This is a genomic window from Psychroflexus gondwanensis ACAM 44 (assembly GCF_000355905.1).
Taxonomy (GTDB): Bacteria; Bacteroidota; Bacteroidia; order Flavobacteriales; family Flavobacteriaceae; genus Psychroflexus; species Psychroflexus gondwanensis.
This window is the reverse complement of the sequence record NZ_APLF01000001.1, coordinates 177,024-194,678: the sequence shown is the minus strand read 5'-3', so window position 1 is coordinate 194,678 and position 17,655 is coordinate 177,024. Positions and strand designations below refer to the sequence as shown.

Annotated in this window: 24 protein-coding genes and 1 pseudogene; 14 read left to right on the top strand and 11 right to left on the bottom strand. The window is 33.4% G+C overall.

The genetic code is table 11. The features are described from left to right. Nucleotides 1-145 precede the first annotated feature (145 nt). Nucleotides 146-580 carry a helix-turn-helix domain-containing protein gene (locus PGOND44_RS15735; protein ID WP_003434914.1) on the bottom strand — a complete coding sequence of 145 codons (435 nt, stop codon included), beginning with the start codon at nucleotides 578-580 and terminating at the stop codon, nucleotides 146-148. A 106-nt stretch (nucleotides 581-686) separates the two neighbouring features. Beyond that, a complete protein-coding gene (gene rpmA, locus PGOND44_RS00925) occupies nucleotides 687-947 on the bottom strand; it encodes a 50S ribosomal protein L27 (RefSeq protein WP_003434886.1) in 261 nt (86 codons plus the stop codon). A gap of 176 nt (nucleotides 948-1,123) precedes the next feature. Between rpmA (PGOND44_RS00925) and PGOND44_RS15490 the strand changes: the two genes are divergently transcribed. Continuing rightward, nucleotides 1,124-1,291, top strand: a complete 168-nt coding sequence (locus tag PGOND44_RS15490; protein ID WP_155943775.1) for a bacteriocin — start codon at nucleotides 1,124-1,126, stop codon at nucleotides 1,289-1,291. Between the two features lie 15 nt (nucleotides 1,292-1,306). Then, a complete protein-coding gene (locus PGOND44_RS00920) occupies nucleotides 1,307-1,486 on the top strand; it encodes a hypothetical protein (RefSeq protein WP_003434909.1) in 180 nt (59 codons plus the stop codon). A 233-nt stretch (nucleotides 1,487-1,719) separates the two neighbouring features. Here the strand turns inward: PGOND44_RS00920 and PGOND44_RS00915 are convergent. Continuing rightward, nucleotides 1,720-2,737 (bottom strand): annotated as a pseudogene (locus tag PGOND44_RS00915) (IS30 family transposase). Between the two features lie 152 nt (nucleotides 2,738-2,889). Between PGOND44_RS00915 and PGOND44_RS00910 the strand changes: the two are divergent. The 7 genes from PGOND44_RS00910 (at nucleotide 2,890) to PGOND44_RS00875 (ending at nucleotide 6,116) form a co-directional block, all read left to right on the top strand. Further along, a complete protein-coding gene (locus PGOND44_RS00910) occupies nucleotides 2,890-3,090 on the top strand; it encodes a hypothetical protein (RefSeq protein ID WP_040555637.1) in 201 nt (66 codons plus the stop codon). Nucleotides 3,091-3,428: 338 nt separating this feature from the next. Continuing rightward, nucleotides 3,429-3,584: a hypothetical protein gene (locus tag PGOND44_RS15485; protein ID WP_155943774.1), complete on the top strand. Its 156-nt coding sequence runs from the start codon at nucleotides 3,429-3,431 to the stop codon at nucleotides 3,582-3,584. 13 nt (nucleotides 3,585-3,597) lie between these two features. Next, nucleotides 3,598-3,789, top strand: coding sequence for a hypothetical protein (locus PGOND44_RS00905; RefSeq protein WP_003434902.1), 192 nt, complete (start codon nucleotides 3,598-3,600; stop codon nucleotides 3,787-3,789). A 659-nt stretch (nucleotides 3,790-4,448) separates the two neighbouring features. Next, on the top strand, nucleotides 4,449-4,610 hold the full coding sequence (locus PGOND44_RS15480; protein WP_155943773.1) for a hypothetical protein: 162 nt from the start codon (nucleotides 4,449-4,451) through the stop codon (nucleotides 4,608-4,610). Between the two features lie 265 nt (nucleotides 4,611-4,875). Continuing rightward, nucleotides 4,876-5,274 (top strand): DUF3267 domain-containing protein, encoded by a 399-nt coding sequence (locus tag PGOND44_RS00885; protein ID WP_081606501.1) that lies wholly within the window; start codon nucleotides 4,876-4,878, stop codon nucleotides 5,272-5,274. Continuing rightward, nucleotides 5,261-5,581: a hypothetical protein gene (locus tag PGOND44_RS00880; RefSeq protein ID WP_003434888.1), complete on the top strand. Its 321-nt coding sequence runs from the start codon at nucleotides 5,261-5,263 to the stop codon at nucleotides 5,579-5,581. The genes PGOND44_RS00885 and PGOND44_RS00880 overlap by 14 nt, the downstream gene beginning before the upstream one ends. Before the next feature lie 340 nt (nucleotides 5,582-5,921). Beyond that, complete coding sequence (locus PGOND44_RS00875) at nucleotides 5,922-6,116, top strand: class IIb bacteriocin, lactobin A/cerein 7B family (RefSeq protein ID WP_003434887.1); 195 nt, start codon at nucleotides 5,922-5,924, stop codon at nucleotides 6,114-6,116. A 542-nt stretch (nucleotides 6,117-6,658) separates the two neighbouring features. Here the strand turns inward: PGOND44_RS00875 and rpmA (PGOND44_RS00870) are convergent. The 3 genes from rpmA (PGOND44_RS00870) to PGOND44_RS00860 form a co-directional block, all read right to left on the bottom strand. After that, nucleotides 6,659-6,919: a 50S ribosomal protein L27 gene (rpmA, locus tag PGOND44_RS00870; RefSeq protein ID WP_003434886.1), complete on the bottom strand. Its 261-nt coding sequence runs from the start codon at nucleotides 6,917-6,919 to the stop codon at nucleotides 6,659-6,661. Between the two features lie 23 nt (nucleotides 6,920-6,942). Further along, complete coding sequence (gene rplU, locus PGOND44_RS00865) at nucleotides 6,943-7,440, bottom strand: 50S ribosomal protein L21 (RefSeq protein ID WP_003434881.1); 498 nt, start codon at nucleotides 7,438-7,440, stop codon at nucleotides 6,943-6,945. A gap of 88 nt (nucleotides 7,441-7,528) precedes the next feature. Next, a complete protein-coding gene (locus PGOND44_RS00860) occupies nucleotides 7,529-7,969 on the bottom strand; it encodes a DUF4199 domain-containing protein (protein WP_003434879.1) in 441 nt (146 codons plus the stop codon). Nucleotides 7,970-8,131: 162 nt separating this feature from the next. Between PGOND44_RS00860 and PGOND44_RS00855 the strand changes: the two genes are divergently transcribed. Together PGOND44_RS00855 and PGOND44_RS00850 are read left to right on the top strand one after the other, a co-directional pair. Further along, entirely contained in the window at nucleotides 8,132-9,451 is a 1,320-nt protein-coding gene (locus PGOND44_RS00855; protein ID WP_003434877.1) for a M16 family metallopeptidase, read from the top strand. Between the two features lie 11 nt (nucleotides 9,452-9,462). Then, entirely contained in the window at nucleotides 9,463-11,523 is a 2,061-nt protein-coding gene (locus PGOND44_RS00850; protein WP_003434874.1) for an insulinase family protein, read from the top strand. 49 nt (nucleotides 11,524-11,572) lie between these two features. Here PGOND44_RS00850 and PGOND44_RS00845 read toward each other — a convergent pair whose 3' ends face one another. From PGOND44_RS00845 to hemA, 3 genes are read right to left on the bottom strand one after another with little or no spacing between them, the layout of a single operon-like run. Next, nucleotides 11,573-12,223, bottom strand: coding sequence for a uroporphyrinogen-III synthase (locus tag PGOND44_RS00845; protein WP_003434872.1), 651 nt, complete (start codon nucleotides 12,221-12,223; stop codon nucleotides 11,573-11,575). A 1-nt stretch (nucleotide 12,224) separates the two neighbouring features. Beyond that, nucleotides 12,225-13,133, bottom strand: a complete 909-nt coding sequence (gene hemC, locus PGOND44_RS00840) for a hydroxymethylbilane synthase (RefSeq protein WP_003434870.1) — start codon at nucleotides 13,131-13,133, stop codon at nucleotides 12,225-12,227. 39 nt (nucleotides 13,134-13,172) lie between these two features. Next, the gene (gene hemA, locus PGOND44_RS00835) at nucleotides 13,173-14,429 is read right to left on the bottom strand and encodes a glutamyl-tRNA reductase (protein ID WP_003434868.1); all 1,257 of its coding nucleotides are present in this window, start codon (nucleotides 14,427-14,429) and stop codon (nucleotides 13,173-13,175) included. 197 nt (nucleotides 14,430-14,626) lie between these two features. On the opposite strand from hemA, the gene PGOND44_RS00830 reads away from it, so the two are divergent. Further along, a complete protein-coding gene (locus tag PGOND44_RS00830; RefSeq protein ID WP_003434865.1) occupies nucleotides 14,627-15,514 on the top strand; it encodes an AraC family transcriptional regulator in 888 nt (295 codons plus the stop codon). A gap of 3 nt (nucleotides 15,515-15,517) precedes the next feature. Here the strand turns inward: PGOND44_RS00830 and PGOND44_RS00825 are convergent, their stop codons facing one another. Together PGOND44_RS00825 and PGOND44_RS00820 are read right to left on the bottom strand one after the other, a co-directional pair. Beyond that, nucleotides 15,518-16,180, bottom strand: a complete 663-nt coding sequence (locus PGOND44_RS00825; protein ID WP_003434862.1) for a hypothetical protein — start codon at nucleotides 16,178-16,180, stop codon at nucleotides 15,518-15,520. Between the two features lie 5 nt (nucleotides 16,181-16,185). Continuing rightward, the gene (locus tag PGOND44_RS00820) at nucleotides 16,186-16,782 is read right to left on the bottom strand and encodes a DNA-3-methyladenine glycosylase (protein ID WP_003434859.1); all 597 of its coding nucleotides are present in this window, start codon (nucleotides 16,780-16,782) and stop codon (nucleotides 16,186-16,188) included. Nucleotides 16,783-16,875: 93 nt separating this feature from the next. Here PGOND44_RS00820 and PGOND44_RS00815 point away from each other — a divergent pair, with 93 nt between their 5' ends. Further along, complete coding sequence (locus tag PGOND44_RS00815) at nucleotides 16,876-17,373, top strand: CIA30 family protein (protein ID WP_003434857.1); 498 nt, start codon at nucleotides 16,876-16,878, stop codon at nucleotides 17,371-17,373. A gap of 6 nt (nucleotides 17,374-17,379) precedes the next feature. Next, complete coding sequence (locus PGOND44_RS00810) at nucleotides 17,380-17,652, top strand: hypothetical protein (protein ID WP_003434854.1); 273 nt, start codon at nucleotides 17,380-17,382, stop codon at nucleotides 17,650-17,652. Nucleotides 17,653-17,655: the final 3 nt, after the last annotated feature.

Below are 17,655 nucleotides of genomic sequence, written 5' to 3'. Positions count from 1 at the left end.
TTTCTGGTGCCAAGCCTAGGCATTATATTACGAACCCCACGCACCAAGACAATGACCTGTTGTGCAATGGATTGTTTATAAGCTCTCGATTTCAGCGCTCTGTAATAGACCTGTCTATTCTGCCCGAGTAAATCACAGGTAGAAACTATCGTTTCTTTGTGTTGTCCTTTGTAGTCTTCAATAACTCGGGCGTGTAGTTTTTTCTTATCTGAATATCATATTCCTTCTCAGCCATATCGACCAGCATATCGAAGATAATGACCTTCTTATCGGCACGTTCTGCTAGATGCTCAGCTCTAGCTTTCTGCTTTTCAAGCAGCCTTACTTTTGCTTCAAGCTCAAGTATTTTTTGTTCAGGTGTTTTTGACATAGGTTCTCTAGATAAATTATCCCAATCAAATGTACCATATTTTCTGAGCCATTGTGTGATCGTAGATCTTGCCTGTATGCCATACTTATGACATGCATCTAAACGACCAAGTTGACCAGATTCAATTTCTTCGACTACTTGAAGCTTAAAAGAAAGCGAGTAATCTTTTTGAGTACGCTTCACATACTCACTCTTTACTGATGTTTGCATAACACTAGGGTTTTAGTGTATCGCTATGTTAGGACGTGACAGACTTTACATAAAAAACGTACCTTTAAATTATTAGTTAAGGCTTTTTATTGTAATGAATACTTACTTATGCTTCGAACGGTTGAATGTGAACAAAAGATTTATCATTTTTTGTTTTCTTGAAATGAACAATTCCATCAACTCTCGCATGTAGTGTATGGTCTTTTCCAGCATATACGTTATCACCAGGATTGTGAGCAGTACCTCTTTGTCTCACAATAATATTACCAGCGATAGCAGGCTGTCCTCCAAAAATCTTAACGCCTAAACGTTTTGATTGTGATTCTCTTCCGTTTTTTGAACTTCCAACACCTTTCTTATGTGCCATGATGTTTAGTTTTAGATATTATGTTATGAGCTAGTAGACCATTTTGGAAAAATAGTAGTTTTTTAAAACCACTGCATGTTTTGTGCAGTAGACAAACTTAGATTTGAATTATCAAAATATCTCGAGAAAACCTTTTGATGCAATTAAAAACTTTGTTTAACTTTAAAATTTGAATTATGGATTTAGAAAAATTAAATGTCGCTGAGCTAAATGCTCAAGAAACACAAGAAATTGAAGGAGGTGGTTGGATGGCATACGTACTTGGTTATGTTGTCGGAACTTTAGCAACTATTGGACAAGGGCTTGAAAATGCCGATTTCCAGGGACAGGGTGCAAATAAATAACTTAAAAATAAAATTATGAATTTAGAAAAATTAAATTTAGTTGAGTTAAGTCCTTATGAAGTTCAGAAAACTCAAGGTGGTGCATGGTGGATCCCAGTTGTTTCGCTTCTTGCAGCTATGATTAATGATGCTCAAAATAATCCTGATGATTTTAATGCTGGGGTAGATGCAGCGCCGAATCCTTATAACTTATAAGTATTAATTATAGCACATAACTTGATTAAAGTTATGTGCTATTTTATATCTATGACATGAAAAATATTTTGTATTATATTGTATTTTTATTACTTTTAATTGGGTTTTTAATCAATGATGCTCAAAATCATCCCAAGGATTTTAAGAGTGGAGTAGATTCAGTTGAAAATCCTTATGAAAAATTAACCAATAATAATTAGATTATAAATTTATGTAATCAATATTTTTTTAATTTATTGCTGAGTTCGACTCATAAGTGCAACACACTTATTTTTTTAGTTCTTCAATTGGGTTATCATAATTAAACTTCTAATCGGTCTGTAATTTAGTAATCTTTCAACTTCTTTAATCCTTTGATTTGCTTTTCTCTTAAGTCAATTTTCTTCGGGAAAAATCTCCTTATCACACCTATTCTATTTTCTACCGTTCCTTTGTCTTGCGAGGTATAAGGTCTTGTAAAATATGTTTTAGCCTTTAAAAGTTCCCTATTTTTTGATGCTGTGCAAATTCCTTACCGTTATCAAAGGTCAATGTCTTTACCCAAGAATAACTAAAGTTAGTAAGTCTCTGCTGCATTTTATCATAAACTTCACTGGCCTCTTTACCTTTTAGCTTCTCTATCATTGTTATAAGAGTAGCTCTATCGGTCATTACTAAAAGCGCTGATTTATGTTCACTTCCCATCATCAGATCAACCTCGATATCCCCGATTCGTTCTCGATCATCTACAACATCAGGACGCTTGTCAATACCTACACGCCCCTTGATAGCTCCTCTTTTATCTTTTATGTTACCTCTTTTTTGTCTTCTACTTCCGTGCCTAAGGTTCTTATAGAGCTTGGAGTATTTAGAGGCTATCTTCTTATTGCTTTTCTTAACATCCCATATCCATTGATAAATTGTCTCGTGACTAACGCAGGTCTCACCGTCAAGCTCTAAGCGATTGCTGATAAGTTCGGGGCTCCACTTTTCATAGCGGAGCAGCCCAGCAATCCGCTCTTTCATTTGTTCTGTCAACAACAGTTTTTTAGGCTTGAACTTATGGCGTGAGTCTGTACGTCTCTGTGCATTTATTGCCACATAATTACCTGATGTCTTGCCGCGTTTGGCGGTGTTTCTTTTAAGCTCTCTGTAAACACTTGCCGGATGAATTCCTATAATGTTGGCAATCTCATTTTTACCGATTTCTGCTTTTAATAGAGCTTGTATTTTATACCTTTGGTCTAAGGTTAATTGTTTATAATTTTTCATGCAAGACTAATATAATAATTGATACTAAAACTCTTGGGGCTAGCCCCAAGAGTTTTAAATATTAGTTTCGCACTTATTACTTGAACTTAGAATTTAGTTAAAACACTAATGTTTTGATTTTAAAATTAAACACCAATAAAATCCTTGTTTATATGACGGACTATTGGACACGAACCTTCTTTATAGAACTATATAGAATGAAAAAAACACTGAATTATCTTTATTATATTGCTTTTATCATAGTATTTTTAGTGCTTATAGATACAATATTTACAAGTGATATTGATTACGGCTCAACTTGGGAAGCTATGCAAGCAGGGTTTAAAGATGGACAAGATGCTAATCCACTATAATTAATTTAAAATTATGAAAACATTTTTGGAATCGTTACTAGAGAACACTTTTTTTAAGGTTCTGTTATATTTTATCGCAGCTTATCTTATTTATCAATTGGGTAAAAATATTGGAGAATTCGTGCTTGAACATCTTTTACATGGTTGGAATAATCCAGCTTAATCAATCAACTTTTAAATAATATGGAAAAATTATCTACTCAATAATTAGTAACTGTTTCAGCAGGAGGGCCTATTGCGGATGTCTTTGCATTACATTTTGATACAATAGGAAGTTTTTATCACGGCTTATTTAATGGACTAGTTGGGAACGAACCTTGTTTATAGAACCATATAGAATGAAAAAAACACTGAATTATCTTTATTACATTGCTTTCATCATAGTATTTTTAGTGCTTATAGATACAATACTTACAAGTGATATTGATTACGGCTCAACTTGGGAAGCCATGCAAGCAGGATTTCAAGATGGACAAGATGCTAATCCACTATAATTAATTTAAAATTATGAAAACATATGAAAATATCACAGAATTAAGTACAAACGAATTACTTAAAATAGATGGTGGTTATGAAGTACCCAGCGGAAGCGCTTCTTACGACGCTGTTTACGCAATATCTTATGCTGTAAGTTTTGAATCAGATTGTTTAAAATTATCAATGTCTATTTCAGGGTCTCTCTTTGGCAGGTCTTGGTAGTAAGGAAAAGTTTTTTAAAGCAGAAGCTATAAAAATTTGTAGCTTTTGCTTTATTTATATGTTATTTTGGATATTATGGGAAATGAAATAAATGATGTTTTGATACTTTTTACAAAGTACTTTATAAGAATACCTTTAGTGTATTTTTTGTTTGCCTTTATCTTTAAAAAATGGAAATATCCAGTATTTATAGTTTATTGCTGGATAACTTTTGTTGTTTTGATAAGTGTAAACTATTTTTTTTATTTCTTTAAAAGACTATTTTTTTTATTAAAATTTTGTTTTTAAGTATTGGGGCAATTTGCACTTACCTACTAGTTAAATCTCTAAAATTAAAATTTTAATAACTACTCTGAAATTGATTTAGTTAAAACACTAATGTTTTGATTTTAAATTAAACGCCAATAAAATCCTAGTTTATATGACGGACTATTGGACACGAACCTTGTTTATAGAACTATATAGAATGAAAAAAACACTGAATTATCTTTATTATATTGCTTTTATCATAGTATTTTTAGTGCTTATAGATACAATACTTACAAATGATCAAGAGTCCTTTTCGATTTTATCAATTTTAACTAACAAGACAATAAATATTATAATTTATTCACTTGTATTACTACTTTTTACTCATTTAATAATTAAAACCAAAAAAAATGAAAAATGAAATTGGTGAATTGCGGCCTTTGACAAGTATAGAATTAAGTTCAATAAATGGGGGTGATGATCCAACTCCAGGTTCTTACGAATTTGGATATTTCCTTGGAACAATATTGATTGGGGCTTTTACAAGACTACCTTTTATAGGTATGGCTTAGGCTTTAATTTAATTTCAAAAGCCATATAACTATCATAGTTAATGGCTTTTTTTTTAATTTTAAACAATGATAAAAAATAAAGAAAAAAAAACTGTTTTTGTATTAGAAGCAAACTTTTTAGGGATTCTGTTTATATTACCATTTATAATTTTATATTTTTTTTCTTTTTTACTTTCTAAACTACAATGATAACACGCTGCCAAACCTTGGTAAGTCTTTACTTGATTTTGTTGAAAGTTAAGGGGCATTTAGCCTTTCTCTATTAATTTTAGGCATAGCCATTATTGGAGTTGTTGTTCATGAACTCATACACGGTATTTGTTGGAGTATGTTTGCACAAAATGGATTTAATTCAATTAAGTTCGGTATTGTTTGGCAATTAATAACACCTTATTGTCACTGTAAAGAGCCATTAAAAATTAAACACTATATATTTGGAGCAATGATGCCTGGTGTCTTAATGGGTTTGCTACCCACTATTTATGCTATAATATTTGATAATATCTGGCTTTTTATTTTTGGAGTTTTTTTTACTTTTGCAGCGGCAGGAGATGCTTTGATGGTGTATATCCTTAGAAATGAAGCTATGAATACTTATGTTCAGGATCATCCTTCGGAAGTTGGTTGTTATCTTTATAAAAATGAGGCGAATGCAACAGAGTAAAGATTATTTAATGAGGGAGATTGAAAGATTAAGTGTGTTACTTATTGGCTTAATAGAGAAAATTAGTGGTTCAAAATCTGAAAATACTCAAGATGACCTTGACGAAGTTAGCCAAGCTCTGAAGGGCGAACTTGACTTAAGCATAAGTGAAATAAGTCAAATAGAAAGTTCTGAATTACTCAATCATCTGTCAAACTTACAAGAATCTCATATTCAGCAGCTTGTTGAACTTTTATATCAATTATATGTGAAAAGCGAACAATTGAACATGAATAAAAGTAAAATAGCCAAAAAGCCATTTTATTAATTGATTATTTAAATGAAAACTCAAACATTTTTTCACTGGAAAGAATGGATATGAAAAATGAATTAAAACAGAACATCCTGTGAAAAAATGGAATTTCCTTATTATTACCTTTCATGTAGTAATATTATTCATTACTATTCTAATCCTTAGATTCTAGAATAGAATTGTTAACCTAGTTTACTATATTTAACCAAACAGCAAAGAAGAAATGAATAACGTTCAAAAGACTAAAACCTTAAATATCAAATCATATATCTTTATTTTTGGCCTCGCTTTGGGAGCAGGAATAGGTGCTGCAGCATATTTCGATGATTAAACATTAATAAAAAATTAAAACATTATGAGAATTCTAAAATTACAAGATCAATCAGGATTAATAGAACTTAATTCACAAGAACTAGAAAATACCGATGGAGGCGTAATTCTTTCTGGAACAATTTTTGCCTGCTACGTTGTAGGCGGCATGATTGTCGGAGCTGGTGCAGGCTATGGTATTGCTGCAGGTGTTGATGCAATTGAAGGCTGGTTTGATTAATTATATATAATTAATTGACATTTTAACCCTGGGAGTAAGATTCTAATATTGTTTTAAATATACTTTTTAAAAAGTATATTTAAAACAATATTTATTAAGAACGAATAAAACTACCACATAATGGAAAATGAGAATATAAAATCAAAACTCAAAAAAGAAGAGAATATAAAAAGAGCCAAAATGTATATTTTTTTATTTTGGTCTAATTATAGGATCAGTGATCGGCGCTGCCTCATATTTTGTAGATTGATAGAGTGTTTTTTATCCAAACAAAGAGGTTAATAATGGATTATATTAGTTCTTATGTTTTTTTATTTGGTCTAATAGTCGGCAGCATAATTGGTGCAATAATATATTTTAAAAATAAATAAATTAATCCGCTCTTAAAGCTTTCTAAGTTAAAGATCAATTAGAAAATTGATTATCATAATCCAATTGAATTCCTAAAAATTAGATGTTTTATACTTATGGGTTGAATCTATCAACTAAAAAAAAGCCCTTTAAATATAATTTAAGGGCTTTTTATTGTAATGAATACTTACTTATGCTTCGAACGGTTGAATGTGAACAAAAGATTTATCATTTTTTGTTTTCTTGAAATGAACAATTCCATCAACTCTCGCATGTAGTGTATGGTCTTTTCCAGCATATACGTTATCACCAGGATTGTGAGCAGTACCTCTTTGTCTCACAATAATATTACCAGCGATAGCAGGCTGTCCTCCAAAAATCTTAACGCCTAAACGTTTTGATTGTGATTCTCTTCCGTTTTTTGAACTTCCAACACCTTTCTTATGTGCCATGATGTTTAATTTTTAAGTTTAATTTACTTCTTACTTAATAACTCAATGAGTTCTGCCTTTTTCAAAGCAGAATATCCTTCTAAGCCTTTTTCTTTAGCCATTTCTTTAAGTTCTGCAACGGTGTGCTTACTTAAGTCTGAACTAGCTTCTTTGTCTTCAGCTTTCTTCTCCTCTTTTTTAGGTGAAGCAGCGGCTTTCTTTTTTTCTCCAGAAACAGAAATACCTTCGATGTGAATTTCAGTAAGATACTGGCGGTGGCCATTTTTCTTACGGTATCCTTTTCTTCTTTTCTTTTTAAAGACAATAACTTTGTCTCCTTTCAAGTGCTTAACGACTTTAGCGTCTACAGAAGCACCATCTATAGCTGGGGCGCCAAGAGTAATGTTGTCTCCGTCTGAATGTAAAAGAACTTTATCGAAGGATACATTGGTACCTTCATCTTCTTTTAAACGGTGAACAAACACTTTCTGGTCTTTCGCAACTTTAAATTGCTGCCCTGCTATCTCTACAATTGCATACATAGTGTTTAGTTGTTTAATTTTACTAAAAATAGTTTGCAAATATAGCACTTTATAAATAAAGGAGCAATAAAAATACCCAAAGTCTATATTACTCTTTTAGCTTGTGTTTGAAGAGTTGCATAAAAGAAAGAGTTAAGACTATAGTGGTTGCTAAGCCTGATAAAAGCACGGTAAAAGCAAAAACACCAACACCAGTATTATAGGACTTGAAAAAATTTTCTGCAATTTTGCTTATAAAGTCAGGATCAATTTCGGTAACATACACAGCCATAAAAAGCGTAAAAATGATAGTCGCCAAAAACCCAGTAACAATCCCAGCTTGAAATCCAGTGGTGTAATTGTATTCGGATTTCTTTTCTATTCTTTTATAACGGATGGATTCGAAAATGGCAAAACCAGTAATAACTCCATTAAATAGACTAAATAAGGGGTTGATATGGAGGTTGAATAATGACAGCACCAAGAAGTAAGCAATTAATGAGGAAGTCAATGCTATACCAAATCTTACGGATAATACAAATCGATTCATGAATATATTTTAACTGCTAATATATTAAAATTACCAATGGATAAGAATTTACCAGCTAAATTAATAAAGTCTTAAGTTTTTTAAAATTTCTCTTTTAATCATAAATGTTGTAACAATTTGTTTATTTTTATACTAATTATATATAATCAAAACTATAAAAAAATGACTAAAACTATTATGTTATCTTTTTTTGTATTTTTCATCACTTTAGCCCACGCGCAAAAGGTTGAATTTACAGAATACGATTTAGACAACGGTTTAAATGTTATCTTACATCAAGATAATACTGCGCCAGTAGTAACCGTAGGAGTGATGTACCATGTAGGTGCAAAAGATGAGCAGCCTGGTCGAACAGGATTCGCTCACTTTTTTGAACATTTGCTTTTTGAGGGTACAGAAAATATTGAGAGAGGAGAATGGTTTAATGTAGTTGCCGCTAACGGAGGCAGCAACAATGCCAACACTACTCAAGATAGAACTTATTACTATGAAACCTTTCCTTCAAATGCTTTAGAGCTTGGATTATGGATGGAATCTGAGCGTATGCTTCATCCTGTAATCAATAAAATAGGTGTAGATACTCAAAATGAAGTGGTAAAAGAGGAAAAGAGATCCCGAATTGATAATGCACCTTATGGAAGAGTTGCTTACTCCACGGGAATCAACCCTTACATGTTCGACAAGCACCCTTATAAAAATTCCGTCATTGGAACCATGGAAGATCTTGATGCTGCCGAACTTGATGAATTTAAGGCGTTTTTCGACAAATATTATAATCCAAACAACGCTACTTTAGTTGTTGCTGGAGATATAGATGTTCCTAAAACAAAAAAAATGATTGCAGATTACTTTCAGTCTATTCCTTCTGGAGATGAGGTTGAGAGAGTGAATATTACAGAAGATCCTATTGAAGATAAAATAATAGCTACAGAGTACGATAGCAATATTCAGATTCCTTTAACCGCTTTGGTCTATAGAACTCCATCTATGAAAGACAGAGAGGCGTATGTGCTAAATATGATTTCATCTGTTTTAACAGACGGTAAAAGCTCTAGGATGTACAAAAGAATGGTAGATGAGGATAAAATTGCTCTCCAAGTTCTTGCTTTTGCTAGAAGCCAAGAAGATTATGGAACTTATCTAATAGGAGCTTTGCCTCTAGGTGATGTGGAATTATCTAAACTTAGGGATGTAATGGACGAAGAGATTGAGAAATTACAAACTGAATTAATTACTGAAAGAGAGTATCAAAAACTTCAGAATAAATTTGAAAATCAATTTGTCAATTCCAATTCTAGTATCCAAGGTATAGCTTCTTCTTTAGCAACTTATCAAATGCTTTATGGTAATACAAATTTGATCAACGAAGAAATTGAAATCTATAGAAGTATTACTAGAGAAGAAATTAAAGAAGTAGCAAATAAATACTTGCAAGAAAACCAAAGACTTGAATTAGATTATTTACCAGAACCAACCGAATAAAACACAAACAAATGAAAAAGATATTTGCATTACTAATAGTATGCTTAGTAAGCACGAGTATAACTGCTCAAATTGACAGATCACAAATGCCTAAGCCTGGACCTGCCCCAACAGTAAATATTGGTGAGCCAGAAACTTTCAGTTTAAGCAACGGCTTAAAAGTTCTAGTCGTGGAGAACGATAAGTTACCTCGGGTTTCCGCAAGCCTTATTATAGACAATAAGCCTTTTACTGAAAAGAAACCAGGAACTCAAGCTATGGTAGCTAGTTTGCTAGGAACAGGAACAGAGAAGACTGGTAAAGACGAGTTTAACGAAGAAATTGACTTTTTAGGAGCCAACATCAGCTTTGGTTCAGAAAGTGCATCGGCAAGTTCATTATCCAAATTTTTTCCACGAGTAATGGAATTAATGGCGGAGGGTGCATTAATGCCAAAATTCACTGAAGAAGAATTCGAAAGTGAAAAAAATAAACTTATGGAAGGATTAAAATCCAGCCAAAAAGATGTGGGAACTATTGCGAATAGGTTGAGTAGTACTTTATCCTATGGTTCTAATCATCCTTATGGACAATATGTTTCTGTAGAGTCTGTGGAGGGAATTGTTCTTGAAGATGTTAAGAATGTTTACAAGAATTACTTTGTTCCAGAAAATGCCTACTTAGTTATCGTTGGAGATATTACTAAAAAAGAGGCAAAGAAAATCGTAAAGAAAACCTTTGGTGATTGGAAAAAAGCAACACCACCAAGTACTTCTATTCCTGCAGTAAAACCAGCACAGTATACTCAGATTGACTTTGTAGATATGCCCAATGCTGTACAAAGTGAAATTATTGTTCAAAATACAGTAGATCTTAAAACAGCAGACCCAGATTATTTCCCTGTATTGGTTATGAATCAAATTTTAGGAGGAAGTTTTGGAAGTTACCTCAATATGAATTTAAGAGAAGACAAAGGCTATACTTATGGCGCCAGATCAAACGTGGGTGCTAGTCGTTATGCTTCAAGATTTGTAGCCTCTGTAGGGGTAAGAAATGCTGTAACAGATTCTGCAGTTGTAGAAATCTTTAAAGAAGTGGACAGAATCAGAAATGAAGAAGTCGATGCAGGCAAGCTTGAGGATACAAAGAAAAAATTTGCAGGATCTTTCGTTATGAGATTAGAGCAGCCCTCTACTGTAGCTAGTTATGCTCTAAATATCGAAATAGAAAATTTGAGTAAAGATTTTTACGAGACATACTTAGAAAAGATTAATGCAGTGACTCAAGAAGATATCAAAAGAGTGGCTAACAAGTATTTGAAAACCGATCAAATGCAAGTCGTTATCGCTGGAAAAGGATCTGAAGTGGTCGAAAATCTCGAAAAAATAGAATACAAGGGTAAAACCATTCCTGTTCTTTACTTCAATAAAGAAACTAAAAAAGTTGAAAAACCTGAATTTAAAAAAGAATTGCCTGAAGGCGTAACTGTAACTTCAGTTTACGATAGCTATATAAAAGCTATAGGAGGCAATGATGTTGTTTCTAAAGTGGATAACATGATGATGAAAGGTAATGCCTCTGTACAAGGAATGAGTCTTTCTTTTACTAGAAAGCTGACCAAAGATGGAAAAATGTTAGAGCTTGTTCAAATGAATGGGAATACATTGTCTAAACAAGTTTTTGATGGTGAGAAAGGCTTTACTGCTGCTCAAGGTCAAAAAATGGACTATACAGAGCAACAAGTAAAAGATGCTAAAATCATGTCTGGCTTATTTACAGAACAAAAGGTTTCAGACTCTGCAGAGCTAACTGGCATAGAATCTATAAACGGTGAAGATGCTTATGTGATCAAATTAACGGATAACGTAAGAGAGTTTTACAGCGTAGATACTGGGCTAAAACTAGCTACAGAAACTACAGCAGAACAGATGGGTCAAAAAATGACGTCTAAACTTATGTATGGTGATTATACAGATAAGAACGGAGTTATGGTTCCTATGATGTTAAGTCAAGACTTAGGACCACAAACTATTGATATTAAAATAGAAGAGGTGAAATTTAATGATGGAGTTACAGCTTCTGATTTCGAATAACATATTGTCTTTTAAAATTAAAATCCCGCCAAACAGCGGGATTTTTTAGTTAAGGTCGTAAAAGCTGAACAGCTTTAACAATAAGGCTTTCTACAGAGGTTTTACTAGAAACATAAACACGTTTGGAATATTTTTTAGCCTGAGTTGCAGTGGTATTACCAATACAAATTAGGTTTGAGTCTAATGAGGCATTTAGCTTAAATAAGCTATCTACACCAGAAGGGCTAAAACACAAGACAGCATCAAAGGATCTATTGAACTGCTTAGGAATTAAGTGTGTCTTATACACGAAAACCTCCTTGAGATCAATATCAGATTCTCGGAGCATTTCCGAAAGTTCTGGTATGCGCTGTTGACTTCCAAAAAAAGTGAAAGAATGATTGCGGTAATTTTGGAGGATTGTCTCGGCAAGGTCTTTAGCGTTGTTGGCTTTGGCTTCAACTAGAAAGCCATCATCTTTAAGGCTTAAGGCTGTTTTGTCTCCTACACAATAGCATTTTCCGATAGAAAAACGTTTTATCAATTCTGCCGCTTTTTGGCTAGTGATTATGGCATGAGGATAATGCTCTTTATACCTCTCTTGGGGAAGTTCCAAGACTTCTATTTGGATAGCGTTATACTCTGTAAGGCTTAGGCCGGCATTTATTAATAAATTCTTCTGCGGGGGAGTTAATATTTTAGTAGAAAGAACAGAGGGCATATTATAAAATTTTACGAAGGCTTTTCATAAGTTTTCCACCGCCTTGTTTTAGAACATGCTCTGCACAACGTTCGCCAAAACCCTCAACATGGTCTATGGAAATTGTTTCATGAATAGTAAAGGTCTGTTTGCCGTCTAAGCTATACAGTCCAGCTCGTAAATTAATTTCATTCCCTTTTATAGTGGCTAGAGCACCAATAGGAGCGGAACAACCACCCTCCAGTGTTTTTAAAAACTCACGTTCTACCTTTACAGCTAGAGCCGTATCTGTATGATTAAGTTTTTCTAAAGCTTTTCTACATACCGTATTATGTTCCATGGTAACTACAAGCATAGCTCCTTGAGCAGGGGCAGGAATCATCCAATCTAATTCTATGTGATTGTCTGGCTTTAAGTTAATACGTTCCAAACCTGCAGCTGCAAATATGGCCCCATTCCAATCATGATCTTCAAGCTTTTGAAGGCGAGTATTCACATTACCTCGTAAATTTTCTACTTTATGTTGAGGGTATTTATTCAGCCATTGGGCTTTTCTTCTTAAGCTACCGGTAGCAATGGTTCCATTATTTTCCAAAAACGATAAGCCTTTGTGAAGAAGAATATCACTTGTGTTGGCTCTTGGTAAAACAGCGCCCTCTACAACTCCTTTCGGCAATGCTGTTGGCACATCTTTCATCGAATGGACTGCAATGTCTATATCTCCTTTTATAATCGCTACATCAAGTGTTTTTGTGAAGATTCCAGTAATGCCCATTTCGTAAAGCGGTTGATCAAGATTGAGATCTCCTGTAGATTTTACGGGCTTAAGAATAGTGGAATACCCTTGACTTTCTAACAGTGTTTTAACTTTATGGGCTTGCCACATGGCTAACTCACTATCGCGAGTACCTATAGATATAGTGTTTGACATGGTGGGATAGAGTTATTTTAATATGAAAGGGAAAAAGAGTTAGTCGGAATCCATCTCCAATTCAAATACTTTTTTAAGTAAAGCGATACTGTCTTCTGTGGAACCGTTAGCATTTCTGAGATGACTTGCGAAACTTCGTGTAATCTTGTGTATAACGCGATCGCTGATAATTTCAGCCTGCTCTTTATCGAATTTTATATTCTTTTTGCTTTGGTAATCGAGTTCTTCTTCCTTAAAGTTCTTGAATTTTTCTTTCAGTGCTTTGATGGTAGGTGCAAACTTTCGAGTGTCCAGCCATTCATCAAACTCAAATCTCACTTCTTTTATAATCGCTTCAGCTTCAGGAATAAATTGTTTTCTTTTAGAAAGGGTTTCATCCGTAAGTTTAGACAGGTAATCCAAGTGGAGTAATTTTACATTGTCCATACCTTGGACGTCTTCAGCAACATTTTTAGGAATAGAAAGATCTAGCACAAGAAGTTCCTTTTTGGGGTAAATCAATTCCTTTGTAATTGTTGGGGTTTGAGCACCTGTGGCAACGATAAGAATGTCTGTGGATCTTATTTCTGACTGTAATTCTGAAAAATCCTTAACAATAAGGTTGAATTTACCTGCGATTTCTTCAGCTTTATCTTTTGTTCTATTAATAAGAGTAATATTCTTGTTGCTAGTATGTTTAACTAGGTTTTCACAAGTATTTCTACCGATTTTACCAGTTCCAAACAGCAATATCTTTTTGTCTGAAACACGACCAATATTGTCTAAAATATACTGCACCGAAGCAAAGGATACAGAAGTTGCTCCTGAAGATATTTTAGTTTCATTTTTGATTCTTCGACTTGCTTGTATGACCGAATTTACAAGGCGCTCCATAAAATGATTGATCATGCCTTGTTTTTTTGATAAAATAAAAGCAGATTTCATCTGACTTATAATTTCAAAATCACCAAGAATTTGGCTATCTAAACCACTTCCAACTTTAAACATATGGTCTATCGCCAATTCGTTTTTGAGCACATAGCCATTTTCAGAAAATGTTTCTTGGTCTCCAAGGCTAAATTCACAAAGCAAATCAATTAAGGTTTCTTCTTGATTTGCAAAGGCGTAGATTTCAGTTCTGTTACAGGTCGATGAGGTGACAACAGAATCGAGACCAAGAGATTTAGCTTTATGTAATAAAGCCTTTCTTTGGTCTATATTAAGATTAAATTTTCCTCTAGTCTTAGCGTCCGCTTTCTGATAGCTAATGCCGATGACATAGAAACTTATATGTGTAGAAACGTTGTATTTTAGCATTCTTTATTCCAAAATTATGGACTACAAAATTATAGCATAAGTCAAGTTAAAAGTAACGCTCAAAGTTCCTTTTTTGTCGTTTAACGTATTTTTATTTAAAAACTGATAATTATCAGCTTTATTCAGTAATTTTGTAATGATTATGATGAATTAGAAGGGTTTTAATTAGAACGATTCTAAATAAAAGACAGAGCATTATGGCATTAGCATCAGAAAAAAATAACGCTAGAGGTTCAGAACAGTTTATAGAGATTGAAGAGGGAATATCTATCTTATCTATCAAAAATGAATCTGAGGTTGAAGAATGTATCACTCATTATATTGGTGCAGATTTTATTCAATTTCACTTTTGCGTAAAAGGGGAAATAAAATTTAATTTCAATGAAGGTAATTATGCTCTGAATATAAAGGAAGACAGTTCCTTGCTGTTATATAATCCAGAGCGAGATCTTCCTATAAACTTAACAGCCTTTCCAGAATCTTGGTCGGTATCTATTTTAATTTCCATCCAGAAACTCCACACGTTATTCTCTGCTGAAGCCAATTATATCGACTTTCTGACCGAAGACAATCGCGATAAGAAGTATTATAAAGAAGTGAATGTTTCTCCTGCCATGGCTGTAATTTTGACCCAGATTTTAAATTTTAATTTACATCCCTCAGTAAGAAAGATTTACTTAAAGGGAAAAGCCTATGAACTTATAGGTCTTTATTTTAATAGACCTGCGGAAGCAGATATAGAACAATGTCCATTTCTAGATGATGAAGACAATGTGAAAAAAATAAAACTAGCCAAAAAAATTATTCTTCAGAGAATGGTGGAACCTCCAACGCTTCAAGAACTTGCTGATGAGGTTGGCTTAAGTTTGAAAAAACTTAAAGAGGGCTTTAAAGAAATATACGGTGACACTGTTTTTTCCTTCTTGTTCGATTATAAAATGGACTACGCCAGGAAGTTACTTGAAAAAGGGCAGCATAACGTTAATGAAGTTGGACTAAATATTGGTTACAGTACGGCAAGTCACTTTATAGCGGCTTTCAAAAAGAAGTTTGGAACTACACCAAAGAAGTACATACAAGGTTAACTTTTATCTAAGGATGACTCGTTTGTTGATAATTTGAAACCCAGTTAATATATCACGACAATATCGATACCCTTCCAGATCAATAAAATAAGTTTCCACAACAGTCCCTATAAGATCTTTTAAACTTCCTTTCAAAAGGAAAAATATGGTTGGGGAGGTATATAGTGGAATTTCAGTTTCAACTTTTGTATTGATGAATATATTGTAAGATTCGAAGTTGTGCTTTTTCGTGTTTCTTGGTTGGATTTGAATATGCTTAAGCTTTTTACCCTCAACCATCGTATCCTTTACTTTGTTTACACGAAATTTCATTCTAGCTTCTGAGACTGATACAGCGTCAATAGGAACTCCTTTCATGAATCCCATTAGCACAACATTTGCTTCTAGAAAAGCGGATTTTTTAAACTGATTGAAAGCGATGTAACTACCATATTTTGTAAAGTCCACGTATAAAGTATCGCTTTCAGTATTGTAAAAATTCATATATGTAGTGTTGTCAGCATTGTTGCTATAAAAGACTTTATCCTTAATGATGGTTCCAATAGGATGTTGACATTCTAGATGTTCAAACTGATGTATTCTATTAAAAAATAATTTATCTTGACTGTATAAAGTATCAACAGCCAATAGAAGTAGGATTACAACGAGTATTTTAAAAAGCTTCATAAGTTTTATTTAACTGAAATATATTTTGAATCTTGTTTATAAAATCTCCAAGGGAGATTAGCATCCTCTTCTGCATAATCAATCCCAATTCTTGTGGTCTCGACAATAGATTCTATTTTAATCCCAGGGTTATCTATCCAGATGTCTTGGCCAAGGACGCTTTTAGTATTATGAGATTTTGTAATCCCCAAAGCTTTTGTTACATTACCAGGGCCAGAGGTTAAGCTTTTTTCAAGCTTTTGTTTATTCCTGCGCTCTAGCATTTTTTGGAGGCCTTGAGTAGGTTCAATCGCTCTAATCAAAATGGCATCGGCATTGCCATTGGTGTTGGTTACAATATTGAACAGGTGATGTATGCCATAACATAAATAAACATAAGCAATGCCCCCTGACTCGTACATCACTTGAGTCCGCTTGGTAAATCTACCCAAGTGTGCATGGCATGCTTTATCACCTTTCCCGGCATAAGCTTCGGTCTCTGTGATGATACCAGCAGTCAATACTCCATCACTAAAGGTGTTTAGCCTTTTTCCAATTAAGTCTTTAGCGAGGGCGACCACATCAGGATTTTCAAAATAAGTTTTTGAAAGAGCTTGACTCATTATGTTGTATTTTATTTCAAAATACTTAAATTTAAGGTCAAACTAAATTTTTCTATGAAAACTTTAATTTTATGTTTAATAATCTCAACCTGTATGGCACAAGAACAACTGATTTACGATTTTAATTCTAGTGAAAATCTAGAAAATTGGACCATTGTGAATGATGGAGTCATGGGTGGATTATCTTCAAGTACAATGAGTTTAAATGAGGAAGGCCATGGTGTTTTCACAGGTAAAATCTCCTTAAAAAACAACGGAGGCTTTGCCTCTGTAAGGCATTTCACCAATATGAGTAATGTAGGAAGTTACAAATACATCATTTTAAAAGTAAGAGGAAACCCTTCAACTTATCAATTCAGATTAAAGAAAGAAAGGGGGGATTACTACTCCTATGTCAACAGTTTTGAAGTGACTCCCACTTGGAAAACAGTGAAACTAGAAATTTCAGCATTTTATCCAACTTATAGAGGAAGAAGCTTAGATTTGCCCAACTTTAACGCTGAGTCCATTGAAGAAGTCACATTTTTAATAGGGAATAAAGCTGTAGAAGAATTTAAATTAGAAATCGATAAGATCTTCTTATCCAATTGATGATATATGAAAGAATCCGACAAGAAATTTGTTGAAAACTGGGAACGAATAAAAAGTCAAGGAAAAGCAAAATATATTACCAAGCACGGAGTTGGTTTTGGGATTATTGTATTTGCTTTAAATACAGTATTAAGTTATTGGGGAAATTGGGGGCAAATGTCAAATGCAGACTTTTTTGTCCAACTCTTTATCTCCATTGTTGTTGGCGGAGGAATTTACGGAGCATTTTCTTGGTTTTTAAATGATTTTATCTACCGCAAAAAACTAAAAGAAGGATAGAGT